Genomic DNA, 23,398 nt, shown 5'->3' on the forward strand with positions numbered 1-23,398 from the left:
TTCTCCCCCTAAGGTGACGCATGACACAACAACTCTATGAATTATCAACCGATCACGATGCGCATATTGCTTCAGCGATCGGCAAATTCTTCCGCCGCATTATCCCTATGCTGGCACTGATGCTTATCGTCAATCAGATTGACCGCGCCAACATTGGCTTCGTTAAAGCCGAACTGCAAGCCGATGCCGGCATTAGCGCCGCAGCTTTCGGTTTAGGCGCGGGCCTGTTCTTCATAGGCTATGCGCTGTTTGAAGTGCCCAGCAATATGATGCTGAAAAAATTCGGTGCACGCGTGTGGCTCACTCGCATCATGATCACCTGGGGAGCGGTTGTCGTGCTGACTGGTTTTGTCAGCACCCCGCTGCATTTCTATGTGCTGCGTTTCCTGCTTGGCGTCGCGGAGGCGGGCTTCTTTCCTGGCGTGCTGTTCTATTTCCGTCAATGGGTGCCAAATGCCTGGCGGGGGCGCGCAACCGCAATGGTGCTGAGTGCAACCGCCAGCGCTTTTCTGTTCTCTGGTCCGCTCACTGGTGCCATCCTGATGATGCATGATGTTGGCGGACTCGCGGGTTGGAAATGGGTGATGTTCATGGAAGGTGGCGGATCGATAGTAATCGGCTTGCTGGCAGCATTTGTGTTGGTATCGAAACCAGCAGGGGCAAAATGGCTCAGCGATGCGGAAAAACAGGCGCTGGCGCAGCAACTGGCTCTTGAAGACAGTGTTCGTGAAGAGCGCGCGGTCACACAGGGTCGCTGGGGATTGATCACCGATCGCAGCCTCCTCTCCTACTGCCTGATCTTCTTCACTATGACCATGACCGGCTACACCCTGGTCTTCTGGTTACCGCAAATCATCCAACGTATTCAGGGGTTCAACAGTTTCGAAACCGGACTGCTAACCGCCATCCCGTGGCTGTTCGCCATCGTAGCTCTGTTTTTGCTGGGTAAAGTCACCGATCGGTATCGCGATAAACTGGATAAAGGGCTCGGCATCGCGATGCTGATCGCCGCGTGTGGCACCTTTATGGCCACGCTTGGCACGCCGTGGTTTGGCTTTGTGGCGATGATAGTGGCGTGTATTGGTTCCAAAGTCAGCGCCGCATTCTTCTGGCCAATGCCGCAAAGCGAACTGCCCGCAGCGATCGCTGCACCAGGCATTGCGATGATCAACTCCATTGGCAACCTTGGCGGTTTCTTCGCGCCAACGGTGTTCGGCTATCTTGAAATGCATACAGGCAGCACCACCGGTGGCCTCTATGCGCTGACCAGTGTGTCAGTGGTTACCGGCCTGTGGCTGTTGCTGCGGAGCAAACCTGTTCCCCCATCTTTCGGTTACAAGGAGAGACACCATGTCAGACAGTCCAGTCATTAACTCCATGCGCATCGTACCGGTCGCTGGCTACGACAGCATGCTTTTGAATATTGGGGGGGCACATAACTGCTTCTTTACGCGCATTATCGTCATCCTGACCGATTCAGCCGGGCACACCGGTGTTGGCGAAACGCCCTGTCATGCCTCGACCTTGCAGCTGCTGGAGCAGTTTCGCCCGCTGATTGAAGGCAGCTCGCTACTGCGCCTGAATGCCACGCTGAGCCAACTCTTTAATAGTGAAGCGCGTCAGCAACAAACGTCACATACCAACGACATTCATATTCCGCAGATGAACCCGGAGAAGTTTTATAACGCGGCGGCGGCTATTGAGACTGCACTACTGGACCTGCAAGGCAAACTGTTTAACCTGCCCGTAGCCGATCTGCTTGCCAGCGGAAAACAGCGGGATCGTATCCCGGTGCTGGGCTATTTGTTCTATATCGCCGATCGCAGACTCACCAATATGCAATACCGATCGGGTGATCAGGCGCAGGATGGCTGGTTCCGTTTGCGCCATGAGGCAGCGATGGACAGTGCTGGCGTGCAACGGCTGGCGGAAGCGGCGGTTGAGCAGTACGGCTTTCGTGACTTCAAGTTAAAAGGCGGTGTAATGGCCGGTGAAGTAGAAGTTGAAACGGTTGAAGCGCTGCTGAAACGATTTCCTGACGCGCGCGTCACCGTCGATCCCAATGCCAGTTGGTCGCTGGAGGAAGCGATTCGTTTTGGTAAACAGTTGGCGGGGAAAGTGCCATATCTGGAAGATCCTTGCGGTGCAGAACAGGGCTATTCAGGCCGGGAAACGTTAGCCGAATTCCGTCGCGCGACTGGCGTGCCGGTCGCGACCAATATGATCGCTAACGACTGGCGTCAACTGCACCATGCGCTGCAACTGAATGCCATCGACATTCCACTCGCCGATCCGCACTTCTGGACGATGCGCAACGCGAATGTGGTCGCGCAGTTGTGCAACGAGTGGGGACTGACCACCGGTTGCCACTCCAATAATCATTTTGATATCTCTCTGGCCATGGTGGCACACCTGGGCGCGGCGGCGCCTGGCGATCGTCAGACCGCCTTTGATACGCACTGGATCTGGCAGGACGGACAGCAACTCACGCACCAACCGCCGCAGATCCGCGATGGCTACCTGGAATTGCCACCCGGTCCTGGGCTAGGCATTGAGTTAAATATGGAACGCGTTGAACAGGCGCATGCGCTTTACAACACGCTGCCGGATAAGAACCGTAACGATGCCTTAGGGATGCAATTCTTAATTGATAACTGGCGCTATGACGCCAAGCGCCCGTCAATGGTTCGCTAAAGTGCAAGGAGGATGGTGGCGTACTCACGCCACCTCTGGTCGCCCTCTCTGCTGGTCGCACAACTGCCTGATTTGCTGAGGATGCATGAATAAATCTCTTATAACCCTGGTCTGCTGTATTTCTTTTTCATCTTGTTTAGCCCAAGCCGCCTCTTCAGTCTGCCGCCCTCAAGAATTTGGCGGTAAAGCTGATGGCGTCATCCTGAACACCAAAGCCATTCAACAAGCTATTCAGCAATGTAGCCAGCGCGGTGGAGGAACGGTTCAACTCTCTCCGGGCCTCTGGTTGAGTGGACCGCTGCAATTACAAACTAATATCACGCTAAAAATTGAAACAGGCGCAACCCTAAAGGCCAGCAATCAGGAAGGGAAATTCATTTCGGCGTTTATTGGGCATCCCGCCAAAGTGAATGAAGCCTTTATCTTCGCCAATAATGTGAACAATGTGGCCATTATTGGTGGAGGCACACTGGATGGTGATGGAGAGAAAACCTGGTGGCCAGAAGCATTAAAAATACGTGGCGAAGTCAGAGCTGGGAATAAAAAAGTCTTCACCGACCGCTTCCCCGGCATTCCGTTGGCGAACGGTGTTCCACGCCCTTGGTTTGTGGAATTCAATGATGTCACTCAGGGTAAAATTGAAAATCTACACCTGACTAATTCACCCATGTGGAACATTGTCATTCGCAATAGCAGCGATATTATTGTGAACAAAGTGAAGATCACCAATCCTGTCACCTCACCGAATACTGACGGAATGGACATTGTCTCGTCCCAAAATATTACGGTTGCAAACATGGATATTGCAACGGGTGATGACAATATTGCCATTAAGTCAGGGTTGGTTAACGGAACCGGAGCAGCATCGAAAGACATCACCATCCACGATTCCATGATGCGTGATGGCCACGGAATTTCTGTCGGCAGTGAAACCGCGAACGGTATCGGCAAAGTGACGATCAGCCGCGTCACATTCCTGAATACCGAAAATGGCGTGCGCATTAAATCAGCCAGGGACAGAGGCAATGCCATAGGCCCTCTCATCGCCAGCCACCTCAACATGTCCAATGTGAATACGCCGATTCTGGTGACCAATAGCTACAGCGGCCAGGCGGGGGCAGAGGGGCACACGCTTACCCAGCCGATTGAAACGGTACCCGTTTCGGCTTCAACGCCAAAAATCAAAGGGGTAACCATTTCAGATGTTATGGCGACTAAAGCGAGCTATGCCATGATTTTCAGCGGCTTGCCGGAATCCCCTATCCAGGATGTCACGCTACATAACATCAAGATTGATGCCCGTTATGGCGTGCAGGCGAGATATGTCGCTGGTAAAGGGAATAATGTGAGCGTTTCTGTGAAAGAGGGTTCTACAGTAGAAAAAGGCCCGGATGTGGCACTGCAACTGAATCATGGGGTGGAGTAACGGAGAGATCGGGGGAATGACTTGGGTCAACTTGTGGGCTCAATGACCGTTGTGTGCCAAGCGGAAGTCACTAACACCGCGGTGCATTAACCAACGGGGAGCAGGTCGATATTTTTAAGCTTCTGCAGGGTGCATAGCACGACTAATTTTAGTCGTGCTATGAGATGGGGGTCTTGCTAGATAGGAAAGTGACGCACTGCAATCAGTACCTTCTCTTTGGGCTTACGCTGGGGTTTTCTTACACTACATGCCCCAACCAGGCTAGGTGGGTTTACAGGCTTAATCTTAGCCTGATGTACTTGAGCTAAGCAGTGTGGGCAATACTTCACGCCAGCATATTGTGTAGCAGATACTGTATGAGCCTGATTAGTACTGTAACAGCTACCGATGAATGCTCTTAAATCAGTTGGCGGCAAATACTTACAACCTTCTACGTGTAGTAATAATCCATTCCCCAGGTGATCACTCACGTAGTACTTACGTGCTTCTATGTACATGATAGTTCCCAATATTGATTGCTGAGTGAGTCTTTATACGGACTCTAAGAGGTATTAAAATATTCGTGAACCCGTTGCAGTCTTCTATCGGCTGTTCTGCAAAAACCATCATTATTACTACAACGGGTAAACTTTATAGTTTGTCGTACTCAATATCTTGTAAGTTCGAGCAGCGAACAACCGCATTAAACTCAGATTGCACGCGGTGATGACTTGTTAAAGTAAATGGCACAATAAGTCTTGTCCCTATTTTCTCAACTTTCTCACTGTGAATGAACATAGAACCAATAGTTATCCGCTGTTTACCAAACATTTCGGTATGGGGACGAATAAGTAGATCTTTTTCAACTGCTTGTACTGCATCGTTGCTGTGTACTGTGAGGCAGGCTATACGATCATTTTGGTCTTCAGTACTTGAAGAATATACTTCATAGCCAGACGCACAAAGAATAACGCCCAGGGTTAACAAAGCCCCGAGTTTTGCGGTTGCATTCATTTTATAAAAATTCCATTTATTTGTGGTTCAGAAGCAGTTTCCCGGATAACGAATGTACACACAATACATTTTGTGCGGTCATAAAAAATATGAGATTAAACTTATGGTACCGCCAGGAAGTAGCTCTATAAAAAATATCGACTTCAGATGTGCCAGTCTAAAATGATGTGAGAAATAGAGACAATGTAGCAAATCAAATAAACCGGGCTTTTAATACAATCTACATCAAATATTTTGGTGTACAGTAAAATATGCACAATGAATAGCAATTGAGTACATATCTCATTGTAGATTGATAGGTGTGGGCAAGTGGTACTACTTGATAAAATCTCACAATGTCAGAAAGGGAAAGGGATGCGCGGTCGCATTATCCAAGAGGTAGGCATCAAAGTAGCGGTAGACCTCGTATTGAGAAATCGCTTTGTCGAGTCCCAAGGAGGCAAGGATAAGTACATTTTCATTGACCTCATTTTCAGAGAGTCTTTGCTCCGCCCAATCTGTAAATGCGTGCATATCGGCATCCGGAGAGTACGAAACCCGCACTGAAGTATCACAGCAGGCTCTGGCCGATCCGGGGCAGGCATCCGCAGCGCTGAGCGGAACGAGTATGCCAGGAGAGCCCGCAGGACGCGGGCGAAAGGTGGCGCTGGAACATGGATGTTCCATCGGCACCGGTCCGTAAGGCTGACGAGTGAAGTGAAGGCACCGCGACAGCGGCGCGAGGACCGCCAGCCCCGGAGCGGCCAGAGCCTGCGTTATCACCCCTCGTTTCTCCAACAATATGAAGTCAATTAACAAGTCTCTTCAGAAAACCCTATTCTCGTGGTTATACAAAAGTGATAAAACAAACCTACCCCACTCACCTTAAATAATCCCCTCACTGATTACGCAATAAATAGCACAGCAACAATTCCTACCATCCTTGATGCCATTATTTATTTCACCCTCCAACCGCTATTTATCTTTTTCAGCAAAGCTTAGTGCAATTCATTGGTTCAACTCCGCGGTGCGACATTTGATGATGAAATCAGCCCGCCGGGCTTTTGAATCATAAGGAATTCACCATGACTAAGCATTTTCACTTGCAGGCGCTAAGCTTGGCCCTGCTGACAGGGATCTTTAGCGCACACGCCGCAGACACACCGGTTAAAGGCGGCACGCTGGTTTATCTGGAACAGCAACCGCACACCAACCTCTATCCCCCGGCCGGTGGCTTCTACCCCAACGGCGGCATACTCAATCAAATCACCGACAAACTGACGTGGCAGAACCCGAAAACGCTACAAGTGGAACCCTGGATTGCCGAAAGCTGGAGCAGCAACGCCGATAAAACCCAATACACCTTCAAAATCCGGCCGGGCGTCACCTTCTCCGATGGCACGCCGCTGGATGCCAATGCGGTAGCGAAAAACTTTGATACTTATGGTCTGGGAAATAAAGCCCAACGCTTGCCGGTATCGGAGGTGATTAATAATTACGATCACAGTGAGGTGATTGATCCGCTGACGGTGAAGTTTTATTTCAAAAAACCTTCGCCGGGATTTTTACAGGGCACCGCCACCATTGGTTCCGGATTAGTCTCTCTCAGCACGCTGCAACGTAGTTTCGATCAACTGGGTGATGCACGCCATATTATCGGTTCCGGGCCTTTTGTGGTCAGTGACGAAAAATTAGGCCGCGAAGTCGACCTCACCGCGCGTAAAGATTATCAGTGGGGGCCAAAAAATATCGCCCAGCAAGGCCCTGCCAATCTGGATGGGATTAAATTTATCGTCACCCCAGAAGACAGCGTGCGTATCGGCGCGCTGCTGGCAGGTCAGGCCGATTTTATTCGTCAGGTACAAGCCTATGACGAAAAACAGGCACAGCAACAGAACTTTCCGATTTATGCCGCACCGACGCGCGGGGTGAATGACAGCATCAGCTTCCGTCCGGACAATCCGCTGGTCAGCGACCTGAAAGTGCGTCAGGCGCTGCTTCACGCCACCAACGCCCAGCAGGTCGTGCAGACACTCTTCTCACCCAACTATTCGCAGGCCACTTCTGTTATCGCAAACTCTGCGGCGGGTTACGTCAACCTCTCCGACAAGCTGAAATATGATCCGGCGTTGTCCAAAACCTTACTGGATGAAGCGGGCTGGAAAGTCGGCAGTGATGGTATCCGCGAAAAAGACGGCAAAAAACTGGCGCTGGCCATTTATGAATCGTTGCCACAGCCACAAAACAAAGAAGTCCTGCAACTGGTGGCACAGCAGTGGCGCCAGGTAGGCGTTGCACTGGCGGTCAAAGCGGGCGATGCCGGCAGCGCGACGCTGGATAATCTCGATCCGCTCAAAACGCCACTTAACGTCACCGAAGTCGGTCGCGCCGATCCCGATGTCATCAAGAGCAGCTTCTACCCGACCAACCGTAACGTCCTGCTGCAAAAAGGCGGCTCCAGCGACAAGGTACAAAACTTCCGTGACGACAAGCTCAATGCGCTACTGGTGGATATCTCCGCCGAAGTCGATCCTGCCAAGCGCTTGACGCTGACCGGCGATGTGCAGCGTTATCTGCTCGATCAGGCTTATGTCATTCCGATTTTCGAAGAGCCACAGGTCTTTGCCGGTGCGCCTTGGTTAAAAGGGGTGAGTTTTGAAGCGGTTGGCCGTCCGTCGTTTTACGGCGCATGGCTGGAAAAACACTAAGGCAGGCCGATGATGCAACGTTCTCTGCTGCGAAGAGTGGGTCAAAGCGCGCTGGTGTTATGGGCCGCTTTTACCCTGTCGTTCTTGCTGCTGCAGGTGCTGCCGGGCGATGCGGTGCTGATTAAGTTTCAGAACCCGGATCTCGGCTTAAGCCCGGACCAAATCGCGGAAATGCGGCTGGCGTATGGCGCGGATAATCCATTGTGGCAGCAGTATCTGCATACCCTCTGGGCGATGCTGCATGGCGATTTTGGTTACTCGGTACAGGCCGGTGTGGCGGTGAGCGATCTGCTCACCAGCAACCTGCCCGCCACACTGCAACTGGCACTGCTCGGCTTTGCCCTCGCCACGCTGATCGCCTTTGCTTTAGCGGCGCTATCGCGCCTGCCCGCATTGCGTGCGCTGCGTTCGTTGCTGCAATCGGTGCCTGCACTGTTTATCTCACTGCCGACCTTCTGGCTCGGTATCGCGCTGATTCAACTGTTCTCGTTCCAACTGCGCTGGATACCAGTGATCAACCCCTCGCCTTTACAGGGGTTGATCTTGCCCGTCATCACCGTGGCGATCCCGATCTCCGCGCCACTGGCGCAAATTTTGTTGCGCAGTATCGATCAAGTTTCGACTCAGCCGTTTGTCGCGGTAGCGCGTGCGAAAGGTGCCAGCCAGAGCCGCGTACTGTGGCGACATGTGATGCGTAATGCGTTGCTACCCGTGCTCAACGTGGCGGGTTTACTGCTGGGCGAACTGATTGCGGGCGCGTTAATCACCGAAACGGTGTTTGGTCTGAGCGGTATCGGCCAACTGACGCAGCAAGCGGTCAACAATCAGGATGTCGCGGTACTGCAAGCGGTGGTGATGATCTCTGCATTGGCCTTTGTGCTAATAAACCTGCTGGTCGATGCGCTGATGCCGCTGTTCGATCCGCGTCTGCAACCTATTGCGGGAGGAAGCCGATGAGCCTCGTCGATTACGCCAGCGCTCGCCAGCGCGCGACACGTCAGCAGCGCGTGTGGCGTATCCAACCGGGATTATGGCTGGCATGGGCGGTGATGCTGCTGGCGCTGCTGGCTGCGTTTACGCCCGGTCTGTTTACCCACTACAACCCCACCCAAGGCATTGTGGGGGCACAGCGTTTGCCTCCGCAAGCCGCCTATTGGCTGGGCACCGATCAACTGGGGCGCGACCTATTCACACGCATCGTGTACGGCGCTTCTCAGTCGCTGGCAGCGGCATTTGCCGCTGTGGCGATGGGCTTGATGGGCGGAACCACACTGGGCGTACTCGCCGGTGCCGTAGGCGGCCGAACGGAAAACAGCCTGATGCGACTGGTGGATGTGCTGCTCTCTATTCCTTCTCTGCTGCTTTCCTTGAGCGTGCTGATTTTACTGGGATTTGGCACCGTCCACGCTGCACTGGCTGTAGGTATCGCCTCCATCGCCAGCTTTGCGCGACTGGCGCGTGGTGAAGTGGTACGCGTGCGACGCAGCGAATTTGTTGAAGCCGCTTATGGCAGCGGCGGCAGCTTCTGGCATGTCCTATGGCGGCATATCTTACCCAACTCGTTAACGGCGGTGATCGCCTTTGCCGCCTTGCAGTTTGGTCAGGCGATTCTGGCGCTCTCCACCCTGAGTTTCCTCGGATACGGCACCCCGCCCCCAACGCCGGAGTGGGGTTTACTGATCGCCGAGGGACGCAACTATCTGGCCACCGCCTGGTGGCTCACCACCTTCCCCGGCATCGTCGTGGTCGCTGTGGTGCTGGCTGCCAATCGTATTAGTCATCACATCGCGGGAGGTGATGCATGAGTGCATTACTCGCCATAGAAAACCTGACCCTCAGTTACCGGCAAAAAAACGCCTGGCGTCAGGTGGTACATAACGTCAGTTTTGAATTACAGGCCGGTGAAATGGTGGCGCTGGTCGGCGAATCGGGCTCGGGCAAAACCACGACGGCGCAAGCTATCATCGGCCTGCTGGCGGAAAACGGCCGCCGCGACAGCGGAAAAATTGTGCTGAATGGCACCGATATTACCAACTGGTCAGCCAAACGCATGGACAGCCTGCGCGGCGTCACCATAAGCCTGGTACCACAGGACCCGGGCAATTCGCTCAACCCGGTAAAAACCATCGGCGATCAGGTCGGTGAGATGCTGCAACTGCATCAGAAACTCAGCAAACCGCAACGCCAGCAGCGAGTGCTGGAGTTGCTGGAGAAAGTTGGGCTGAGCCATCCTGAACAGCGATTGAAACAGTATCCTCACCAGCTTTCGGGCGGCATGAAACAGCGCGTATTGATCGCCATTGCGCTCGCCTTACGCCCACAATTGATTATTGCGGATGAGCCCACCAGCGCCCTCGATGTGACGGTGCAAAAACGCATTCTCGATCTGCTGGATGTACTGCGCCGCGAATCTGGCACTGCGGTACTGTTCGTGACCCACGATCTGGCACTGGCGGCAGAACGTGCCGATCGCCTGTTGGTGTTTCGTCATGGTGAAGTTCAGGAACAGGGTAACGCGGCAAAGGTTATTCATGCGCCACAACATCCCTATACGCGACAGTTGCTGCAGGATGCCTCTCCCGGAGCGGGCTCACTGACGCTCCCGGCACAGGCAATATTCTCGACGCCTGCGATCCAACTGTCCGCCATCAATAAACACTTCGCGCTGGGCAAACAGCAGCAGTTACAGGTCGCGAAAGACGTCAGCGTCACCGTGATACGTGGCAGCACCCATGCGCTGGTCGGCGAGTCCGGTTCAGGCAAAACCACGCTGGCGCGCATACTGCTGGGTTTTGAACAGGCGGACAGCGGGCGCGTGGTGATCGACGGCATTGATGCGAGTGCGCTGCGCGGTGAGGCGCAACGCCAGTTACGCCGCAAGATACAGTTCGTGTATCAAAACCCGTTCGCCTCACTCGATCCGCGCCAGACGTTGTTTGCGATTATCGAGGAACCCCTGCGCAACTTTGAAAAACTCAGCCGCGAGCAGCGTCAACAACGCGTGGAGGCGGTCGCACAGCGTGTGGCCTTACCGCTTGAGCTGTTGACACGGAAGCCGAGAGAACTCTCCGGCGGACAACGCCAGCGGGTCGCGATTGCCCGTGCGCTGGTGCTGGAGCCGGCGATTTTAGTTTTGGATGAAGCGACATCGGCGCTGGATGTCACCGTACAGGCGCAAATCCTGCAACTTTTGCAGCAACTGCAACAAGAGCTGGGTTTGACCTATCTGTTTATCACCCACGATCTCGCCACGGTGCGACGCATTGCACACAGCGTCACCGTGTTGCGCGCGGGTGAGGTGGTCGAGCAAGGTGACACCGTCACGCTATTCACTGCGCCTCAGCACCCTTACACCCGCTCACTGATTGAGGCCATTCCCGCTTTTCGTCCGCTGATTAAGGAGTCCGCATGACGCGCAAACGTATTGGATTTTTCACCCGTTTATTGGATGACACCTCAGCGCAACAGCGATATCGCCTGGCAACCGAACAGATTCAGCACGCGGAACGTCTGGGATTCGACAGCGCCTGGATCGCTCAGCACCACTTTCATGAAAAGGAAGGTGGCTTGCCATCCCCGCTGGTGTTCCTGGCACACGTGGCAGCCAATACACGAACCATCCGCCTGGGAACGGGCATCATCACGTTGGCGATGGAAAATGCGTTACGCGTGGCGGAAGACACTGCAGTACTGGATTTGCTCAGTAATGAACGCTTAGAAGTGGGACTGGGTTCTGGCGGCACTGCAACGTCGTTTTTGCCGTTTGGTTTGACCCTCGAACAGCGTGCCGAGGTGTTTGCTGATCACCTGCACACGCTGCTCGGCGCCTGGCGCGGCGATACCCTGGCTCACCCGGATAACCATCTTTACCCGGCCGCGCCCACGTTGGCGCAGCGCGTATGGATTGCCACCTTCTCCGTGGAGGGCGCAACGCGTGCCGGGGCTGCCGGTCACGGCTTGATGTTGTCGCGTACGCAACCCCGCCCTGCAGGTCAGCCTGATTTACCGCTGGATGCGATACAAAATCCAATGATTGACGCCTATTTAGCGGCACTGCCTGAAGGGGTTGCGCCACGCATTCTCGCCTCACGCACCGCCTTTGTTGCCGACTCCAGTGATTACGCGCGGCGCCTGGCGGAACCCGGATTGCAGCGTCAGGCGCAGCAGTTCCAGGCCGCCGGACACGTCATCACCGGCACCACGCTGGAGAGCCATGCGCGCCAACTGGATGCCCATTTTGGCGATGCCCCGAGCGTGCTCACCTCGTTGCTGGCTGATTCCACGCTGCGGCGCGTCACCGACATCAGCTTCCAGGTGCACTCTATTGATCCGCCACACGCAGACATTCTGCGTTCCATTGAATTGATCGCTGATCACATCGCCCCCGCGCTGCGCGCTTTGGGTGATGCTTAACCGGAGAAAAACATGTCTGAATCCATTGATTTACTGGCCGCATTGGCGGATATCGATCCCGCCTCAGAACTGGCCCAAGCACGCGCTGAACGGCATGCAGTCACCCAGCATACGCAAGGCAGTTATGATGTTTTATTTGGTCAGGATGACGCTGACCTTCCGCTGCCATGGCGTTTTGCCCTGGCCGCACAGGTCGCCGCCTGGCACGGTGCCACCCGTTTACAAGCACACTACCAGCAGCGGGGGATCGCGAGTACTGAGGACGCCCGTTTTGCTGTGGGTCGCGCCTTTGCCGAACGCTTGAGTCTGCACCCTGTCGATGCCACGCCGCAACACATCCAGAATTTACAGCAGGCGGGCTGGACACCACGCGGAATCGTCACGCTGGCGCAGTTGGTTGCTTTTGTCAGCTTCCAGAGTCGTTTGCTGACGGGTTTGCGTCTGCTGAATGGCGAACAGACTGAAGCGCAACCGCATGCCGTGGCAGGAAAATGGCACGATGCACCGCTGACGCTAAGTGGTCAAACCGCCCTCACCGCCTTTACTCAGCAGGAACTGGGTTGGGAACCCTGGCTGGCGGCCAAGCCGCTGAGCGAATTCAGCGACCAAGAGCAGGCCACGCTGAAAAAGAATGGCCACAGTAATTCCGACTATTTCCGCCTGTTGGCGCGCAATCTGCCGTTGCTGGAACAGCGCACACTCACCGACAAAGGCATCTTTTATACGCCTGGCGGATTGTCCCGCGCCGAGCGTGAACTGGCGGCAACCGTGGTCAGTAAGGTGAATGGCTGCATTTACTGCGCCTCAGTGCATGCGCGCAAAACCAGCCAGTTATCGAAAGATGAGCCAGCGGTACAAAAATTGCTGAATGTCGTGCCCGGCGCACAACTGGCACACGGCCAAAACGCACGATGGGCTGCGATCATTGATCTGGTGGCGTCCCTCTCCATCACCCCCGCTGCCGCGAGTCTGCAACAGTTAGAAGCATTGCGCGATCAGGGATTGAACACGCTGGCGTTGCTGGATGTCATTCAGTCTGCGGCTTTCTTCGCGTGGGCAAACCGATTGATGTTGACGCTGGGCGAACCCTTTTTACCTGAACACGTTTAAGGATGACCATGACAGGGCAATTCACTTCAGCAGAGCGTTTTCACATCACCCTTACAGGCAAAGGCGCGCATGCTGCCAGGCCGCATGAAGGTATCGATGTGATTGTGATTGGCAGTCACATCATCTCTGCACTGTATGCACTGCCGGAACGCAGTGGGCCGTTGGCACTCGGTATTACGCGTTTAAGCGCAGGAAACAGCTGGAATGTGCTGCCACAAACCGCAGAGATAGAGGGCATCGTCAAGGGTCAAAGCGCACAGCTCACTGAGCAAATCACTGCCTTGATCAGCGGCATTGCCGCCGGTTTTGGCGCAGCTAGCGAGATTCACTGGCAGCCAACCGAGACGAGCACAGCGTAATGGGTGCAGCAACGATGAGAGCAAGGAGGAAAGCGATGGCTATTTCAGTACCGACTCCCCGTCTGGATCATGTAGTGATTAACGTGGCAGATCAGCTTGATACGGCCAGTGCACTGTTCAGGCGGCTTGGCTTTCAACTGACCGAACGCGGCCATCACTCATTGGGCTCCAGTAACCACCTGGGGGTGTTCAATGATAATTACCTTGAACTGCTGGGTTATGAGGCTGGGCGCGGCAATCTGCGTCAGGATCTGTGGCAGTCACCTATCGGTCTGAGTGGTCTGGTGTGGAAAACCGACGATGCCGATGCCGTGTGGCGTTATCTGGAGAGCCAGGATATTGATGACGAACAACCTGCCCGTTTCTTCCGCCCCGTTCAGTTGCCAGACGGCAGTGAAGAGCAGGCACGTTTCCGCACCGTGCGTCTGCGTCCAGCGCTGGTGCCCAACGGCCGCAGCTTCTTCTGTCAGCATGAGACACCGCATGCGGTATGGCAGAATGCGTGGCGTCAGCACCCTAACGGCGTGAGCGATATTATCGAGTTTGTCGTGGTGGCGCAGGATCCGGCCGCCGCCGCCCTGCCTTATAGCCGCTTATTTGGCGCTGACAAACTTACTGCCTGTCAGGAAGGGGCATTCGTGTTGAAAGCGGGAGTCGCCACCGTACGTTTCGCGGCTGCGCAGTATGTCACGCAGCGCTTTGCTGGATTGCCACTGGACTACGATGGCAGCGCGCGCATGGCAGGATTGAGTCTGCGCACCCACGATTTGCGTAAAGTGAAAGCCAGCCTGCTGCTGGGGGATGTGCCATTCCAGGAAGAGGAGTCCGCGATTATTGTGGGCCCGGAACAGGCGTTTGGTGTGGCGCTGCGTTTTCAGCAGTAAGATTACGGGCGGCCCAAGGGCCTAATTGCGGAGACTTTAGGTTTCGGCATTGATTTTCTTGGGATAATTCGACGACTTCTGCCTCACTTCTCGGGGATGACTTGGAAGCCCTACTGGGTGTTTGAAGTTTTTACTTGCGCATAACTCAAATTTTAATAACATAAGAAACTGTAAACCTTGAAAATTAAATGGTTTTTATAGTTACTTGAATTAAAAGGAGTTAATTGTGAGTCCAGTCAATGATATTGCGCCTGTATCTATCAGGTTTTTAGCTGTTACCGGATCTAAAACACAACGTGGAGGTGTGATCGTTGGCACTTCCGATTTCATAGCTGAAGGCAAGGAATGTGTGCTCGAGGGAGATAAGGTGGTCTATCCCGATGGTTCCCATTCTATTGTTTCCAGAGACGCCACAATCGGCGTTACCACAACACCAGATCAGAATACTGAACTGACCATCGCCGCTACAGGCACTGCTATTGCTAATGGTGATGTAATCGTTGATCCCGGTCAGTACCGCATGGCTACTGTCTTATATTCAAATGGGGAAGGTAGCGTTGCTATTCTTGATGAGGATGAGGTTGCCGAGTTTAAATCTCAAGGATTGATTTCATGAGGTTACAGTGTATCTGGACTGGAGATACCACAACTCACGGCGGTACGTTACTGGAAGGCTCGTCAATTTTTACATATGCCTATAAAAATAAGGCTGTTTGCGTAGGTCATAAATTCTGGTGTCCAAAATGTTATTGCTGGTCCACGTTTTTGGAGGGGTACAACGGATTTACGATAGAAGGCAAAGCACGTGTTTTAAATGGCTATAGGGCATCTTGTGGCGCGGTGGCTCTTCATCAGCTAGGCATTCAAGAATGGTGTGAAGACGAGTGTTCTCCTTCCACTAAAAGAACCTATCAGGATGATTTAAAAGAAGTAAAAAGCAACCAATCGCAAAATGGTGCTTTTTTCCATAATTTTAAAATCGTTAATCACAGCAGTGAGCCTGTAAAATATATCGTTTTTTCCGGCGAAACTGCTTTAGATTTAGGCAACATCAATACCAAGGATGGGTATATGAACAGTCATGTTTCTAAAATCAGAACAGATGATAGCTACGAGATTCAATTGGCGGTGCAAGCACCTCGTTTAAAAATTAAGTGAGGTGAAGTATGGGTGTTAAAAATCCGTACAGAGGACCGCTTTCGTCGGCACTTTCTCAGGACACATATTTGGTCAGAGAATTTGAAAAAACCCGCTATCAGAGAGAGGACTATTACTCTGCGATTAATATTGAGCCAATATCAATCAGCCAAATACCTCGTGCCATGTCTCGAATGGGATGGAAAAAATCTGCTGCTCTCATGAAGCGCTGGCTGGAAACACCCGCGTGGAAGTGTCCTGAATCTTGGAAGGACGGCATGGAACTGCCGGAAGGGCTGTATATTCCTGATGAACACTGCGACGACCAGACCATAACTATGTCGTGGCTTATGAACTACCCTTCTGCAGCAGAGGCCGTCAATAAGCTTCTCAATGAACGTGCATTGTCACCAGCAGGGCTTGGTGTAACGACAAAGCGCCTAGAGAGATTAGGCTGGGATGGAAAGGGAACTTACACATTTGGTCGGAAAAACATTTTGGGCCGGCCTTCAATGTCGGCAAGAGAGTTGGAGCAAAAGTACCAAAATAACTTCCTTGCTGTTGGGGATAACTTTGCCCTTCACGTTGTTGTCGATACCTTAGATGACGTATACGGTTCTTTAGGCACATACAATTTGAAGGTTGCTGTAATTGGTACCGCATCGCGCGGAATTGATAACAAGGTCTATTTTGAACCCTCGTATGCAGGGGTGTATGTTAAGGATTTCTATGACTTTAATAATGACGGCGCGTGGGATCAGCCTCTCGGACTTTGGACCGAAGATGGCATTCTTACAAGAGGTCAGAGTGTAAGGTCTGTTCTAAACAGAGACACCGTCAGGTTAGGAAAAAAAACAATGAAAGTGTCTAAAGTCTTTAATTCTGACTTTTTGAATTACCGAAAGGAAACTGGAAAAGGTGGCGACTTTATCGTTTTCTCAGACGTCTTATGGGTAAAAATGAACGGCGTATATGAATTGCCGTGGGGTGTGTAAATGAGTGAGCCAGCCATATTTGGCTGGCTTTTTATTTTACAAAGTTAGTTATTAAACAAAATGAAGCTGAATAACCAATTATCAGGGAAAGGACAAACCGGACTCTTTCACCTTTTATCTTCAAGACACTGATTACATATACGGTTATCATTACTGCCGATATGATTGCCCCAAAAAATAACGTAAAGAAGATCGCCCATCCAGGCATCACCCCTCTGTATGGGAAAAGCAGGTCACTGGCGAATGGAGGCAAAAGCACCTGCCCAAGCATAAAAATACAAGTATAGGTGTAGCCGCATTGTTTTTGACTGAAAAGCCGTGTAATGATTTCCGCGAATATGAGTGCTATCACGGCACCAGTTGCAAGCGCAGACAGATAGGGGAGAGCGTTATACATTGTTCAATTCCCTTTGAATAGTAGGGATTATTGTAACATACCCGCCCTGCCCATAAACACGAAAAAAGAAGCCTTTAGCTACTGTTTGGAGGTGAACCTCAACAGCCCTCAATAGTTAATCTGTGATGTATGCAAACGGAAAGCCGGCTCTGGTACCTGAAAAGTCAGCTTGCGGAGCGCGCGACCAGGGTATCCCGATTGAAAACACTTTTTTTGAAGAGACTGTAGCGGCTGGCCATTGAGTAATGCCGGTTACTTAAGAAATTGAAGCCCATAAATTCAGGCTTCTAATGAAGGAAAGATGTCTGCAAGCTTGACTCATTCGTTATACCTTAAGCATGAAAGTGAATTTATATTCATAAAAATCCTTGAGTGACTGGCATTAGCCCAAGGGCCGCACCCTACCCAACTTTCAGCTGCGCACGCGTCGTGTAAAAAAGTCGATACGACAAATACGCGGCGATGATGGTCGATAAACTGGCGGTACCGATCAGCATAAAGGTCACCATAATCTGATACTTGATCGCTTTGACCGGATCGATACCGGCGAAAATCAATCCCGACATCATCCCAGGCAAACTCACCAAACCCACGGTTTTCGCCGCATCGACCGTTGGGATCATCGACGCGCGAATACTGTCTCGAATCAACTGGGCGGAAGCCAGTTTCACCGACGCCCCTAAACTCAGCATCTCAAGAATTTTTTGCCGATTGTCACTGAAGCGTTGGTTGAGGTTGCTGTAGCACAATCCCACCGCCACCATGGCGTTGCCCGCAATCATGCCGGAAATCGGGATCACCTGCATCGGGATGAACTCAATCGCGCCGCTGAGTACCAGAATCGTCAGGGTCAGGGTGGTGCCGGTGGTGATGGCGATAAACGAGATCAGCATGGCATGGTCAATATTACGGCTGCGTTTGCGCGCGTTCAGCGCCGCATTGACGCAAATAAACAGCACCATCAGGATAGTCAACCAGCGGTTGTTGAGGTCAAAAATTGACTTCAACACATAACCCACAATCACCAACTGGACGATGGCGCGGCACACGCTCCAGATAATATCTTTGCTCATGCCGAGCTTCTCTTTCTGGCTGATGATCAACGCAATCACCACCAGCATCAGCGAAAGTAACAATGAGCTATCGTTAATATTATGCTGACTCATGGGTCTCTCCCGCTTCAGGGGCTGTTAGCCGCAACACGTTCTTCGCCTCTCCAATCTCCTTGGGATCATGACTGATCCACACCACTGCCAGTTGTTGTTGCTCGACCTGTTGCTGAATCAGGTTTTGGATCACCGCTTTGTTCTCTTCATCCAGCGCACTGGTGACCTCATCCAACAGCAGGACCTTGGGTAAAAATTGCAGATTACGCAGCAAGCCGACCCGTTGCTTCTCTCCGCCAGAGAGTTGATCGACCTTTTTATCCAGCATATCGGCTGTAAGATGCACACTTGCCAGAGAGGCAATCAGCGTGTCACGTGATGGCCGCTGCTGACGTATCTGCCACGGCAAGGCCAGATTGTCATACACCGTGTCACCAAACAGTTGTGGCGTCTGGAAGCAATACGAAACCTGTTGGCGATAGTGTTCCGCTCTCAGCGAGTTGATGTCGCGATTTTTAAAACGAATTTGCCCCGCTGTCGGAGCCAGTAATGAAGCCAGAATCTTCAACAACGTACTTTTGCCACTGCCAGAGGGCCCGGTTAGCAGCAGAAAATCACCGGCCTGCAGTTGCAGGGAAACGGGTGCCAGCAAGGTTCGACCTTGCACGGCGTAAGTGATCCCCTGTACATCAAGCAGGGGGAAATCGGTGGTCATTATTCAACCTCATCAATAAGAACAAAGAATTATAATCCCAGCGCAATGAAATTCTGTATGACTATTTAGGCTAATCAGGAACAAAGTCTAAATTTCAATCTTTCGTTCAACGCTTAAGGTTAGATTAATCTTTCCTGTTCAAAATGGTTGCGATGCTCATAAGGAACCAATATGAAAATAATCGCACCTCCCGCTGTTCACACTTATCTCTCTGTCACCGTTAGCATTATTGCCGTTACGAGTTTTTTATTTATTTGGTTTGCATCTTGACGATGAAAGTTCAATAAGTAACAGCGAATTTTTTTTGGAAAAAATATTGAATGCTAAGGTTATTCATTCCCTCCTGAAATTAACAATCTAACTAACTTCACAGATCCTGAAAAAAATTGACTTGCGGATTGCATCACAAGCGCAATGGGTTACTGTTAAATTCTTGTAACAAATGTAACCAAAAGGATCTGTATGAAAACCTCACTGCGTTTTTTAACAACCTCTGTCATGGCTGGCCTCTCCTTCTCGGCAATCGCGGCGGCGCCTGCGGGTTATCCTGGCGATTATCAGAAAGTCATTGATGCGGCGACAAAAGAGGGAAAAGTGGTGGTGTACTCCACTACCGATACCAAAGCTGCGGGTCCGCTTATCAAAGGTTTCGAATCGTTATATCCCGGTATTAAAGTCGAATATAACGATATGAACAGCACCGAGCTCTATAACCGCTACATCAGCGAACAGGCTTCGGGTAGCGGCAGCGGTGATGTGGTGTGGAGTTCGTCCATGGATACCGCGCTAAAGCTGGCGACGGAGTACGCGGCGGAATATACCTCTCCCGAACAGAGTAAAATACCCAAGTGGGCTGTGTGGCAAAATAAAGCCTATGGCACCACGTATGAGCCAGTGGTGTTTATTTACAACAATAAGTTAATCCCTAAAGACCAGGCGCCGGATTCTCATACCGCACTGGCAAAATTGATTTCCGCTAATCCTGATAAATTTAAAAATAAAGTCACCACCTATGACATCGAAAAATCGGGTTTAGGTTTCATGCTCACGGTGGAAGACAGTAAGGTCGATCCTGATTACCTGAAAAACCTCGCCGGCATGGCCAAAGGCGGTCTGACGGTGCAGTCATCAACCGGCACCATGATGGAACGCGTATCCTCTGGTGAAAACCTGATTGGCTTTAATATCCTCGGCTCTTATGCGGAAGCGCGCGCCAAAAACGACCCGGCGTTGGGTATCGCTTACCCCAAAGATTACATTTTAGTGTTATCGCGCGTGTCCTTTATTACTGATGAAGCTGAACACGAGAACGCGGCCAAATTGTGGCTGGACTATGTATTGTCTGAGAAAGGACAAAGTATTCTGGCTAATCAAGCGGATATTCCCTCACTGCGCAATGATATTGAAGGGAAAAACGATATCGATGGCATGACAAAAATGCTTGGCAATGCACTGAAACCGATCCCGGTCGATGAGTCACTGCTGGAATATCTTGAGCCTGCTAAACGGCTGGAATTTATTAAACAATGGCGCACGGCTGCCGGGAAATAAACCTCCCCACGTTATGCGCCCATTAACAGGCTCTGGCGCATAACGCTTTTTTTCGATACAGGGCTGGCATATGAACAGGTTACTGAGAAAGTGGCAAAGCTTGCCACGTGCATTAATTGTTGTCATCACGGCGTTGGTTATCTACGTTCCGCTGATGTTTATTGTGGTGCAAAGTTTTCTCTCCGCACCTTTCTTTGCCAAAAAGAAGGAGCTGACGCTCGGCTCATTCGGCTTTATTTTTTCCGATCCTGATTTCTACAAAGCACTGGAATCCGGCTTTATATTGGCCTTTGGTTTGGTAATTATTGCTATTCCACTTGGCGGCATACTGGCCTTTCTGATGGTGCGAACCAACCTACCGGGCCGCCGTCTGATTGAACCTCTGATTCTGGTGCCCATTTTTGTGTCACCGATGGTGCTGGGCTTTGGTTACGTGGTCGCAGCTGGCCCGGTCGGCTTCCTGTCGCAGTGGGCTAATCAACTGTTCGGTGTGGTGCCATGGAACATCTATTCGATGTCCAGCATCGTGGTGATTGCCGGACTGACCCACGTTCCGCATGCGTATCTGTATATCTCTTCGGCGTTGCGCAGCGTCAGTTCCGATGTGGAAGAAGCGGCGCGCACCGTGGGAGCATCCCCCTTACAAGTGATGACCTCAGTCAGCCTGCCGATGGTGCGCCCATCTATTCTCTACGCCTGTGTATTGCTGTTCTTCCTCGGACTGGAAGTGTTTGGCCTGATGCTGGTACTGGGCGATCCCGAAGGCAACATGGTGCTTGCCACCTATCTGTATAAGTTGACCAACAAGCTCGGCACCCCTTCCTATCACCTGATGGCGGCGGTCGCCGTGGTGCTGATCTGCTTTACCGTTCCGCTGGTGATGCTACAGCGCTGGCTGATGCGTACCGCTAACCGTTTTGTCACCATGAAGGGCAAAGCGTCTCAGGCGCGAGCCTTGCCGCTGGGCAAATGGCGCTGGATCGCCGGTGCGGTGGTGTTGACCTGGCTTACTGTGACCATTGGCGTGCCGTTGCTCGGCGTAGTGATGCGTGCGTTTATCTCACATTGGGGCGTGGGCGTATCGCTGTGGGATGAAATCTCAGTGGCCACCTTCCGCAGTATCTGGGACCAACCCAACCTGCTGCGCGCCATCGTTAACTCCATGTTAATCGGTGTGATTGGCGGCGCGATTGCGGTGATCTGTTATTTGTTCGTAGGTATCGCGATGCACCGTAAACAGGATCAGGTGACACGCTTTCTCGATTACAGCGTGCTGGTGCCGCGTGCCGTGCCTGGCCTGTTAGCCGGTCTGGCCTTTCTCTGGGTGTTCCTGTTCATCCCGATGTGGCTGGATCAGTCACTGAAAAACGGTTGGCTCTCCAGCTTACCGATGGCGGATTGGCTACGGGAAAACTTCATCGTCTGGCTTCGTTCGCTGCGTCAGACCATTTTTAGCGTCTGGCTGGCTTACACCGTGGTGTGGATGGCGTATGGCTTACGACTGATCTCGTCCACCTTGTTGCAGGTAGGGCCTGAACTGGAAGAGGCGGCGCGCAGTGCCGGTGCCACCCCGGGGCAAACTACCCGTCACGTCACGGTACCGCTCTCACGCCATGGCCTGATTGGCTCTTGGTTACTGATGTTCCTGATATTCGAGCGCGAATATTCAACCGGTGTGTATCTCTTATCTCCCGGCACGGAAACCATTGGTTCGATGCTGGTTTCGCTGTGGTCTGCGGATGCCATTGATATCGTGGCGGCGCTCTCCCTGATCAATATCGTGCTGGTGGTGATTGGCCTCGGCATTGCTTTACGCTTTGGAGTGAAATTACATGATTGAATTATCGGTAGATAACTTGCATCTGATGTACGGCGATAATCCAGTACTGAAAGGCGTATCGATGCAGCTGAAAAAAGGTGAAGTGGTGTCACTGCTGGGGCCTTCCGGCAGTGGAAAAACCACCCTGCTGCGCGCCGTGGCGGGGCTGGAAAAACCCTCACAGGGCAGGATTACCATTGGCAAAAATGTGGTGTTCGACGGAACGCCCAAAAGTGAAATCCCTGCTGAAGAGCGCAATCTCGGCCTGGTGTTTCAATCTTACGCCCTGTGGCCGCACAAAACCGTGTTTGAGAACGTCGCCTACCCGCTCAAGCTGCGCAAAGTCGCCACCGCAGAGATCAATGAGCGTGTGCAAGCCGTGCTGGACCAACTCGGTCTCGGACACCTCGGCAAACGACACCCGCATCAACTGTCTGGTGGGCAGCAACAACGCGTGGCGATTGGCCGTGCGCTGGTCTATAACCCGCCGGTGATTCTGCTGGATGAGCCGCTGTCAAACCTGGATGCCAAACTCCGGGAAGAGGCGCGGGTCTTCTTACGTGAGTTGATCATCCGCCTCGGCTTATCTGCGTTGATGGTGACACACGATCAGAATGAAGCGATGGCGATCTCTGATCGTATCCTGCTGCTCAACAATGGCGTGATTGAACAGCAAGGCACGCCGCAAGAGATGTACAGCCAGCCCTCAACATTGTTTGCCGCTGAATTTATGGGCAGCAACAATCGTCTGCACGGCAAAATCACCCATGTTGAGGGCGACCGGGCACGCATTGCAGGCGCGAAATGGGCGCTTTGGGGCAAGGCAACCAGTGACATTCGCGTCGGCCAGGAAGGCACCGCGGTGATTCGTGTTGAACGCCTGCACTTTGCGGAAACCACCGAAGACAACTTCATCGAACTGCCACTCCTCACCAGCATGTATTTAGGCGACCGTTGGGAATACCTGTTCCGCACCGAGGAAGACGGCTTTGCACTGAGAGCCTACGGCAAAGAGTTCCGCGGCAATCAACGTTTCCGCCTCTCGCTGCCTAAAGATGACCTGTGGATTTTTGCCAAGAGCTAAAAAAAACCTGCCAATGCTGGCAGGTTTC

At 52.3% G+C, this 23,398-nt stretch carries 22 protein-coding genes; 17 read left to right on the forward strand and 5 right to left on the reverse strand.

Translation table 11 applies throughout. The features are described from left to right. The first annotated feature begins 20 nt into the window (after window positions 1-20). The 3 genes from QMZ30_RS00220 (at window position 21) to QMZ30_RS00230 (ending at window position 4,120) form a co-directional block, all read left to right on the forward strand. Window positions 21-1,373: an MFS transporter gene (locus tag QMZ30_RS00220; protein ID WP_283225855.1), complete on the forward strand. Its 1,353-nt coding sequence runs from the start codon at window positions 21-23 to the stop codon at window positions 1,371-1,373. Further along, complete coding sequence (locus QMZ30_RS00225; RefSeq protein WP_283225856.1) at window positions 1,351-2,694, forward strand: enolase C-terminal domain-like protein; 1,344 nt, start codon at window positions 1,351-1,353, stop codon at window positions 2,692-2,694. The genes QMZ30_RS00220 and QMZ30_RS00225 overlap by 23 nt, the downstream gene beginning before the upstream one ends. A gap of 85 nt (window positions 2,695-2,779) precedes the next feature. Further along, window positions 2,780-4,120: a glycoside hydrolase family 28 protein gene (locus QMZ30_RS00230; RefSeq protein WP_283225857.1), complete on the forward strand. Its 1,341-nt coding sequence runs from the start codon at window positions 2,780-2,782 to the stop codon at window positions 4,118-4,120. A 630-nt stretch (window positions 4,121-4,750) separates the two neighbouring features. Here the strand turns inward: QMZ30_RS00230 and QMZ30_RS00235 are convergent. Together QMZ30_RS00235 and QMZ30_RS00240 are read right to left on the reverse strand one after the other, a co-directional pair. Further along, window positions 4,751-5,113: a hypothetical protein gene (locus QMZ30_RS00235; protein WP_283225858.1), complete on the reverse strand. Its 363-nt coding sequence runs from the start codon at window positions 5,111-5,113 to the stop codon at window positions 4,751-4,753. A 330-nt stretch (window positions 5,114-5,443) separates the two neighbouring features. Beyond that, a complete protein-coding gene (locus tag QMZ30_RS00240) occupies window positions 5,444-5,626 on the reverse strand; it encodes a hypothetical protein (protein ID WP_283225859.1) in 183 nt (60 codons plus the stop codon). Window positions 5,627-6,177: 551 nt separating this feature from the next. On the opposite strand from QMZ30_RS00240, the gene QMZ30_RS00245 reads away from it, so the two are divergent. The 11 genes from QMZ30_RS00245 to QMZ30_RS00295 all read left to right on the forward strand — a co-directional run bounded on the left by QMZ30_RS00245 (window position 6,178) and on the right by QMZ30_RS00295 (window position 16,698). Continuing rightward, entirely contained in the window at window positions 6,178-7,800 is a 1,623-nt protein-coding gene (locus QMZ30_RS00245) for a TIGR04028 family ABC transporter substrate-binding protein (RefSeq protein WP_283225860.1), read from the forward strand. A gap of 12 nt (window positions 7,801-7,812) precedes the next feature. After that, a complete protein-coding gene (locus tag QMZ30_RS00250; RefSeq protein ID WP_283226295.1) occupies window positions 7,813-8,757 on the forward strand; it encodes an ABC transporter permease in 945 nt (314 codons plus the stop codon). Further along, window positions 8,754-9,605, forward strand: a complete 852-nt coding sequence (locus QMZ30_RS00255) for an ABC transporter permease (RefSeq protein WP_283225861.1) — start codon at window positions 8,754-8,756, stop codon at window positions 9,603-9,605. The genes QMZ30_RS00250 and QMZ30_RS00255 overlap by 4 nt, the downstream gene beginning before the upstream one ends. After that, window positions 9,602-11,212 (forward strand): dipeptide ABC transporter ATP-binding protein, encoded by a 1,611-nt coding sequence (locus tag QMZ30_RS00260; RefSeq protein WP_283225862.1) that lies wholly within the window; start codon window positions 9,602-9,604, stop codon window positions 11,210-11,212. The genes QMZ30_RS00255 and QMZ30_RS00260 overlap by 4 nt, the downstream gene beginning before the upstream one ends. Further along, on the forward strand, window positions 11,209-12,213 hold the full coding sequence (locus tag QMZ30_RS00265; RefSeq protein ID WP_283225863.1) for a putative FMN-dependent luciferase-like monooxygenase: 1,005 nt from the start codon (window positions 11,209-11,211) through the stop codon (window positions 12,211-12,213). The genes QMZ30_RS00260 and QMZ30_RS00265 overlap by 4 nt, the downstream gene beginning before the upstream one ends. Window positions 12,214-12,225: 12 nt before the next feature. Beyond that, the gene (locus QMZ30_RS00270) at window positions 12,226-13,323 is read left to right on the forward strand and encodes an alkylhydroperoxidase domain protein (RefSeq protein WP_283225864.1); all 1,098 of its coding nucleotides are present in this window, start codon (window positions 12,226-12,228) and stop codon (window positions 13,321-13,323) included. Between the two features lie 8 nt (window positions 13,324-13,331). Then, on the forward strand, window positions 13,332-13,682 hold the full coding sequence (locus QMZ30_RS00275) for a peptidase dimerization domain-containing protein (RefSeq protein ID WP_283225865.1): 351 nt from the start codon (window positions 13,332-13,334) through the stop codon (window positions 13,680-13,682). Window positions 13,683-13,717: 35 nt separating this feature from the next. Further along, on the forward strand, window positions 13,718-14,566 hold the full coding sequence (locus QMZ30_RS00280) for a VOC family protein (RefSeq protein WP_283225866.1): 849 nt from the start codon (window positions 13,718-13,720) through the stop codon (window positions 14,564-14,566). Window positions 14,567-14,792: 226 nt separating this feature from the next. Beyond that, window positions 14,793-15,182: a hypothetical protein gene (locus tag QMZ30_RS00285; RefSeq protein ID WP_283225867.1), complete on the forward strand. Its 390-nt coding sequence runs from the start codon at window positions 14,793-14,795 to the stop codon at window positions 15,180-15,182. Further along, a complete protein-coding gene (locus tag QMZ30_RS00290; RefSeq protein WP_283225868.1) occupies window positions 15,179-15,724 on the forward strand; it encodes a PAAR domain-containing protein in 546 nt (181 codons plus the stop codon). The genes QMZ30_RS00285 and QMZ30_RS00290 overlap by 4 nt, the downstream gene beginning before the upstream one ends. An 8-nt stretch (window positions 15,725-15,732) precedes the next feature. Beyond that, window positions 15,733-16,698, forward strand: a complete 966-nt coding sequence (locus QMZ30_RS00295) for a DUF6402 family protein (protein WP_283225869.1) — start codon at window positions 15,733-15,735, stop codon at window positions 16,696-16,698. 31 nt (window positions 16,699-16,729) lie between these two features. Here QMZ30_RS00295 and QMZ30_RS00300 read toward each other — a convergent pair whose 3' ends face one another. The 3 genes from QMZ30_RS00300 to fetA all read right to left on the reverse strand — a co-directional run bounded on the left by QMZ30_RS00300 (window position 16,730) and on the right by fetA (window position 18,916). Further along, the gene (locus QMZ30_RS00300) at window positions 16,730-17,095 is read right to left on the reverse strand and encodes a hypothetical protein (protein WP_283225870.1); all 366 of its coding nucleotides are present in this window, start codon (window positions 17,093-17,095) and stop codon (window positions 16,730-16,732) included. Between the two features lie 401 nt (window positions 17,096-17,496). Further along, window positions 17,497-18,261 carry an iron efflux ABC transporter permease subunit FetB gene (gene fetB, locus QMZ30_RS00305; protein WP_283225871.1) on the reverse strand — a complete coding sequence of 255 codons (765 nt, stop codon included), beginning with the start codon at window positions 18,259-18,261 and terminating at the stop codon, window positions 17,497-17,499. Further along, window positions 18,248-18,916, reverse strand: coding sequence for an iron efflux ABC transporter ATP-binding subunit FetA (gene fetA / locus QMZ30_RS00310; RefSeq protein ID WP_283225872.1), 669 nt, complete (start codon window positions 18,914-18,916; stop codon window positions 18,248-18,250). Before fetA ends, fetB begins: the two co-directional genes overlap by 14 nt. A 498-nt stretch (window positions 18,917-19,414) precedes the next feature. Here fetA and QMZ30_RS00315 point away from each other — a divergent pair, with 498 nt between their 5' ends. From QMZ30_RS00315 to QMZ30_RS00325, 3 genes are all read left to right on the forward strand, one after another. After that, a complete protein-coding gene (locus QMZ30_RS00315; protein WP_283226296.1) occupies window positions 19,415-20,467 on the forward strand; it encodes an ABC transporter substrate-binding protein in 1,053 nt (350 codons plus the stop codon). Between the two features lie 70 nt (window positions 20,468-20,537). After that, complete coding sequence (locus tag QMZ30_RS00320) at window positions 20,538-22,307, forward strand: ABC transporter permease (protein WP_283225873.1); 1,770 nt, start codon at window positions 20,538-20,540, stop codon at window positions 22,305-22,307. Further along, window positions 22,300-23,370 (forward strand): ABC transporter ATP-binding protein, encoded by a 1,071-nt coding sequence (locus tag QMZ30_RS00325; RefSeq protein ID WP_283225874.1) that lies wholly within the window; start codon window positions 22,300-22,302, stop codon window positions 23,368-23,370. The genes QMZ30_RS00320 and QMZ30_RS00325 overlap by 8 nt, the downstream gene beginning before the upstream one ends. The last annotated feature ends 28 nt before the right edge of the window (window positions 23,371-23,398 follow it).

It is taken from the genome of Pantoea sp. EA-12, from assembly GCF_030053355.1.
Taxonomy (GTDB): Bacteria; Pseudomonadota; Gammaproteobacteria; order Enterobacterales; family Enterobacteriaceae; genus Pantoea; species Pantoea vagans_C.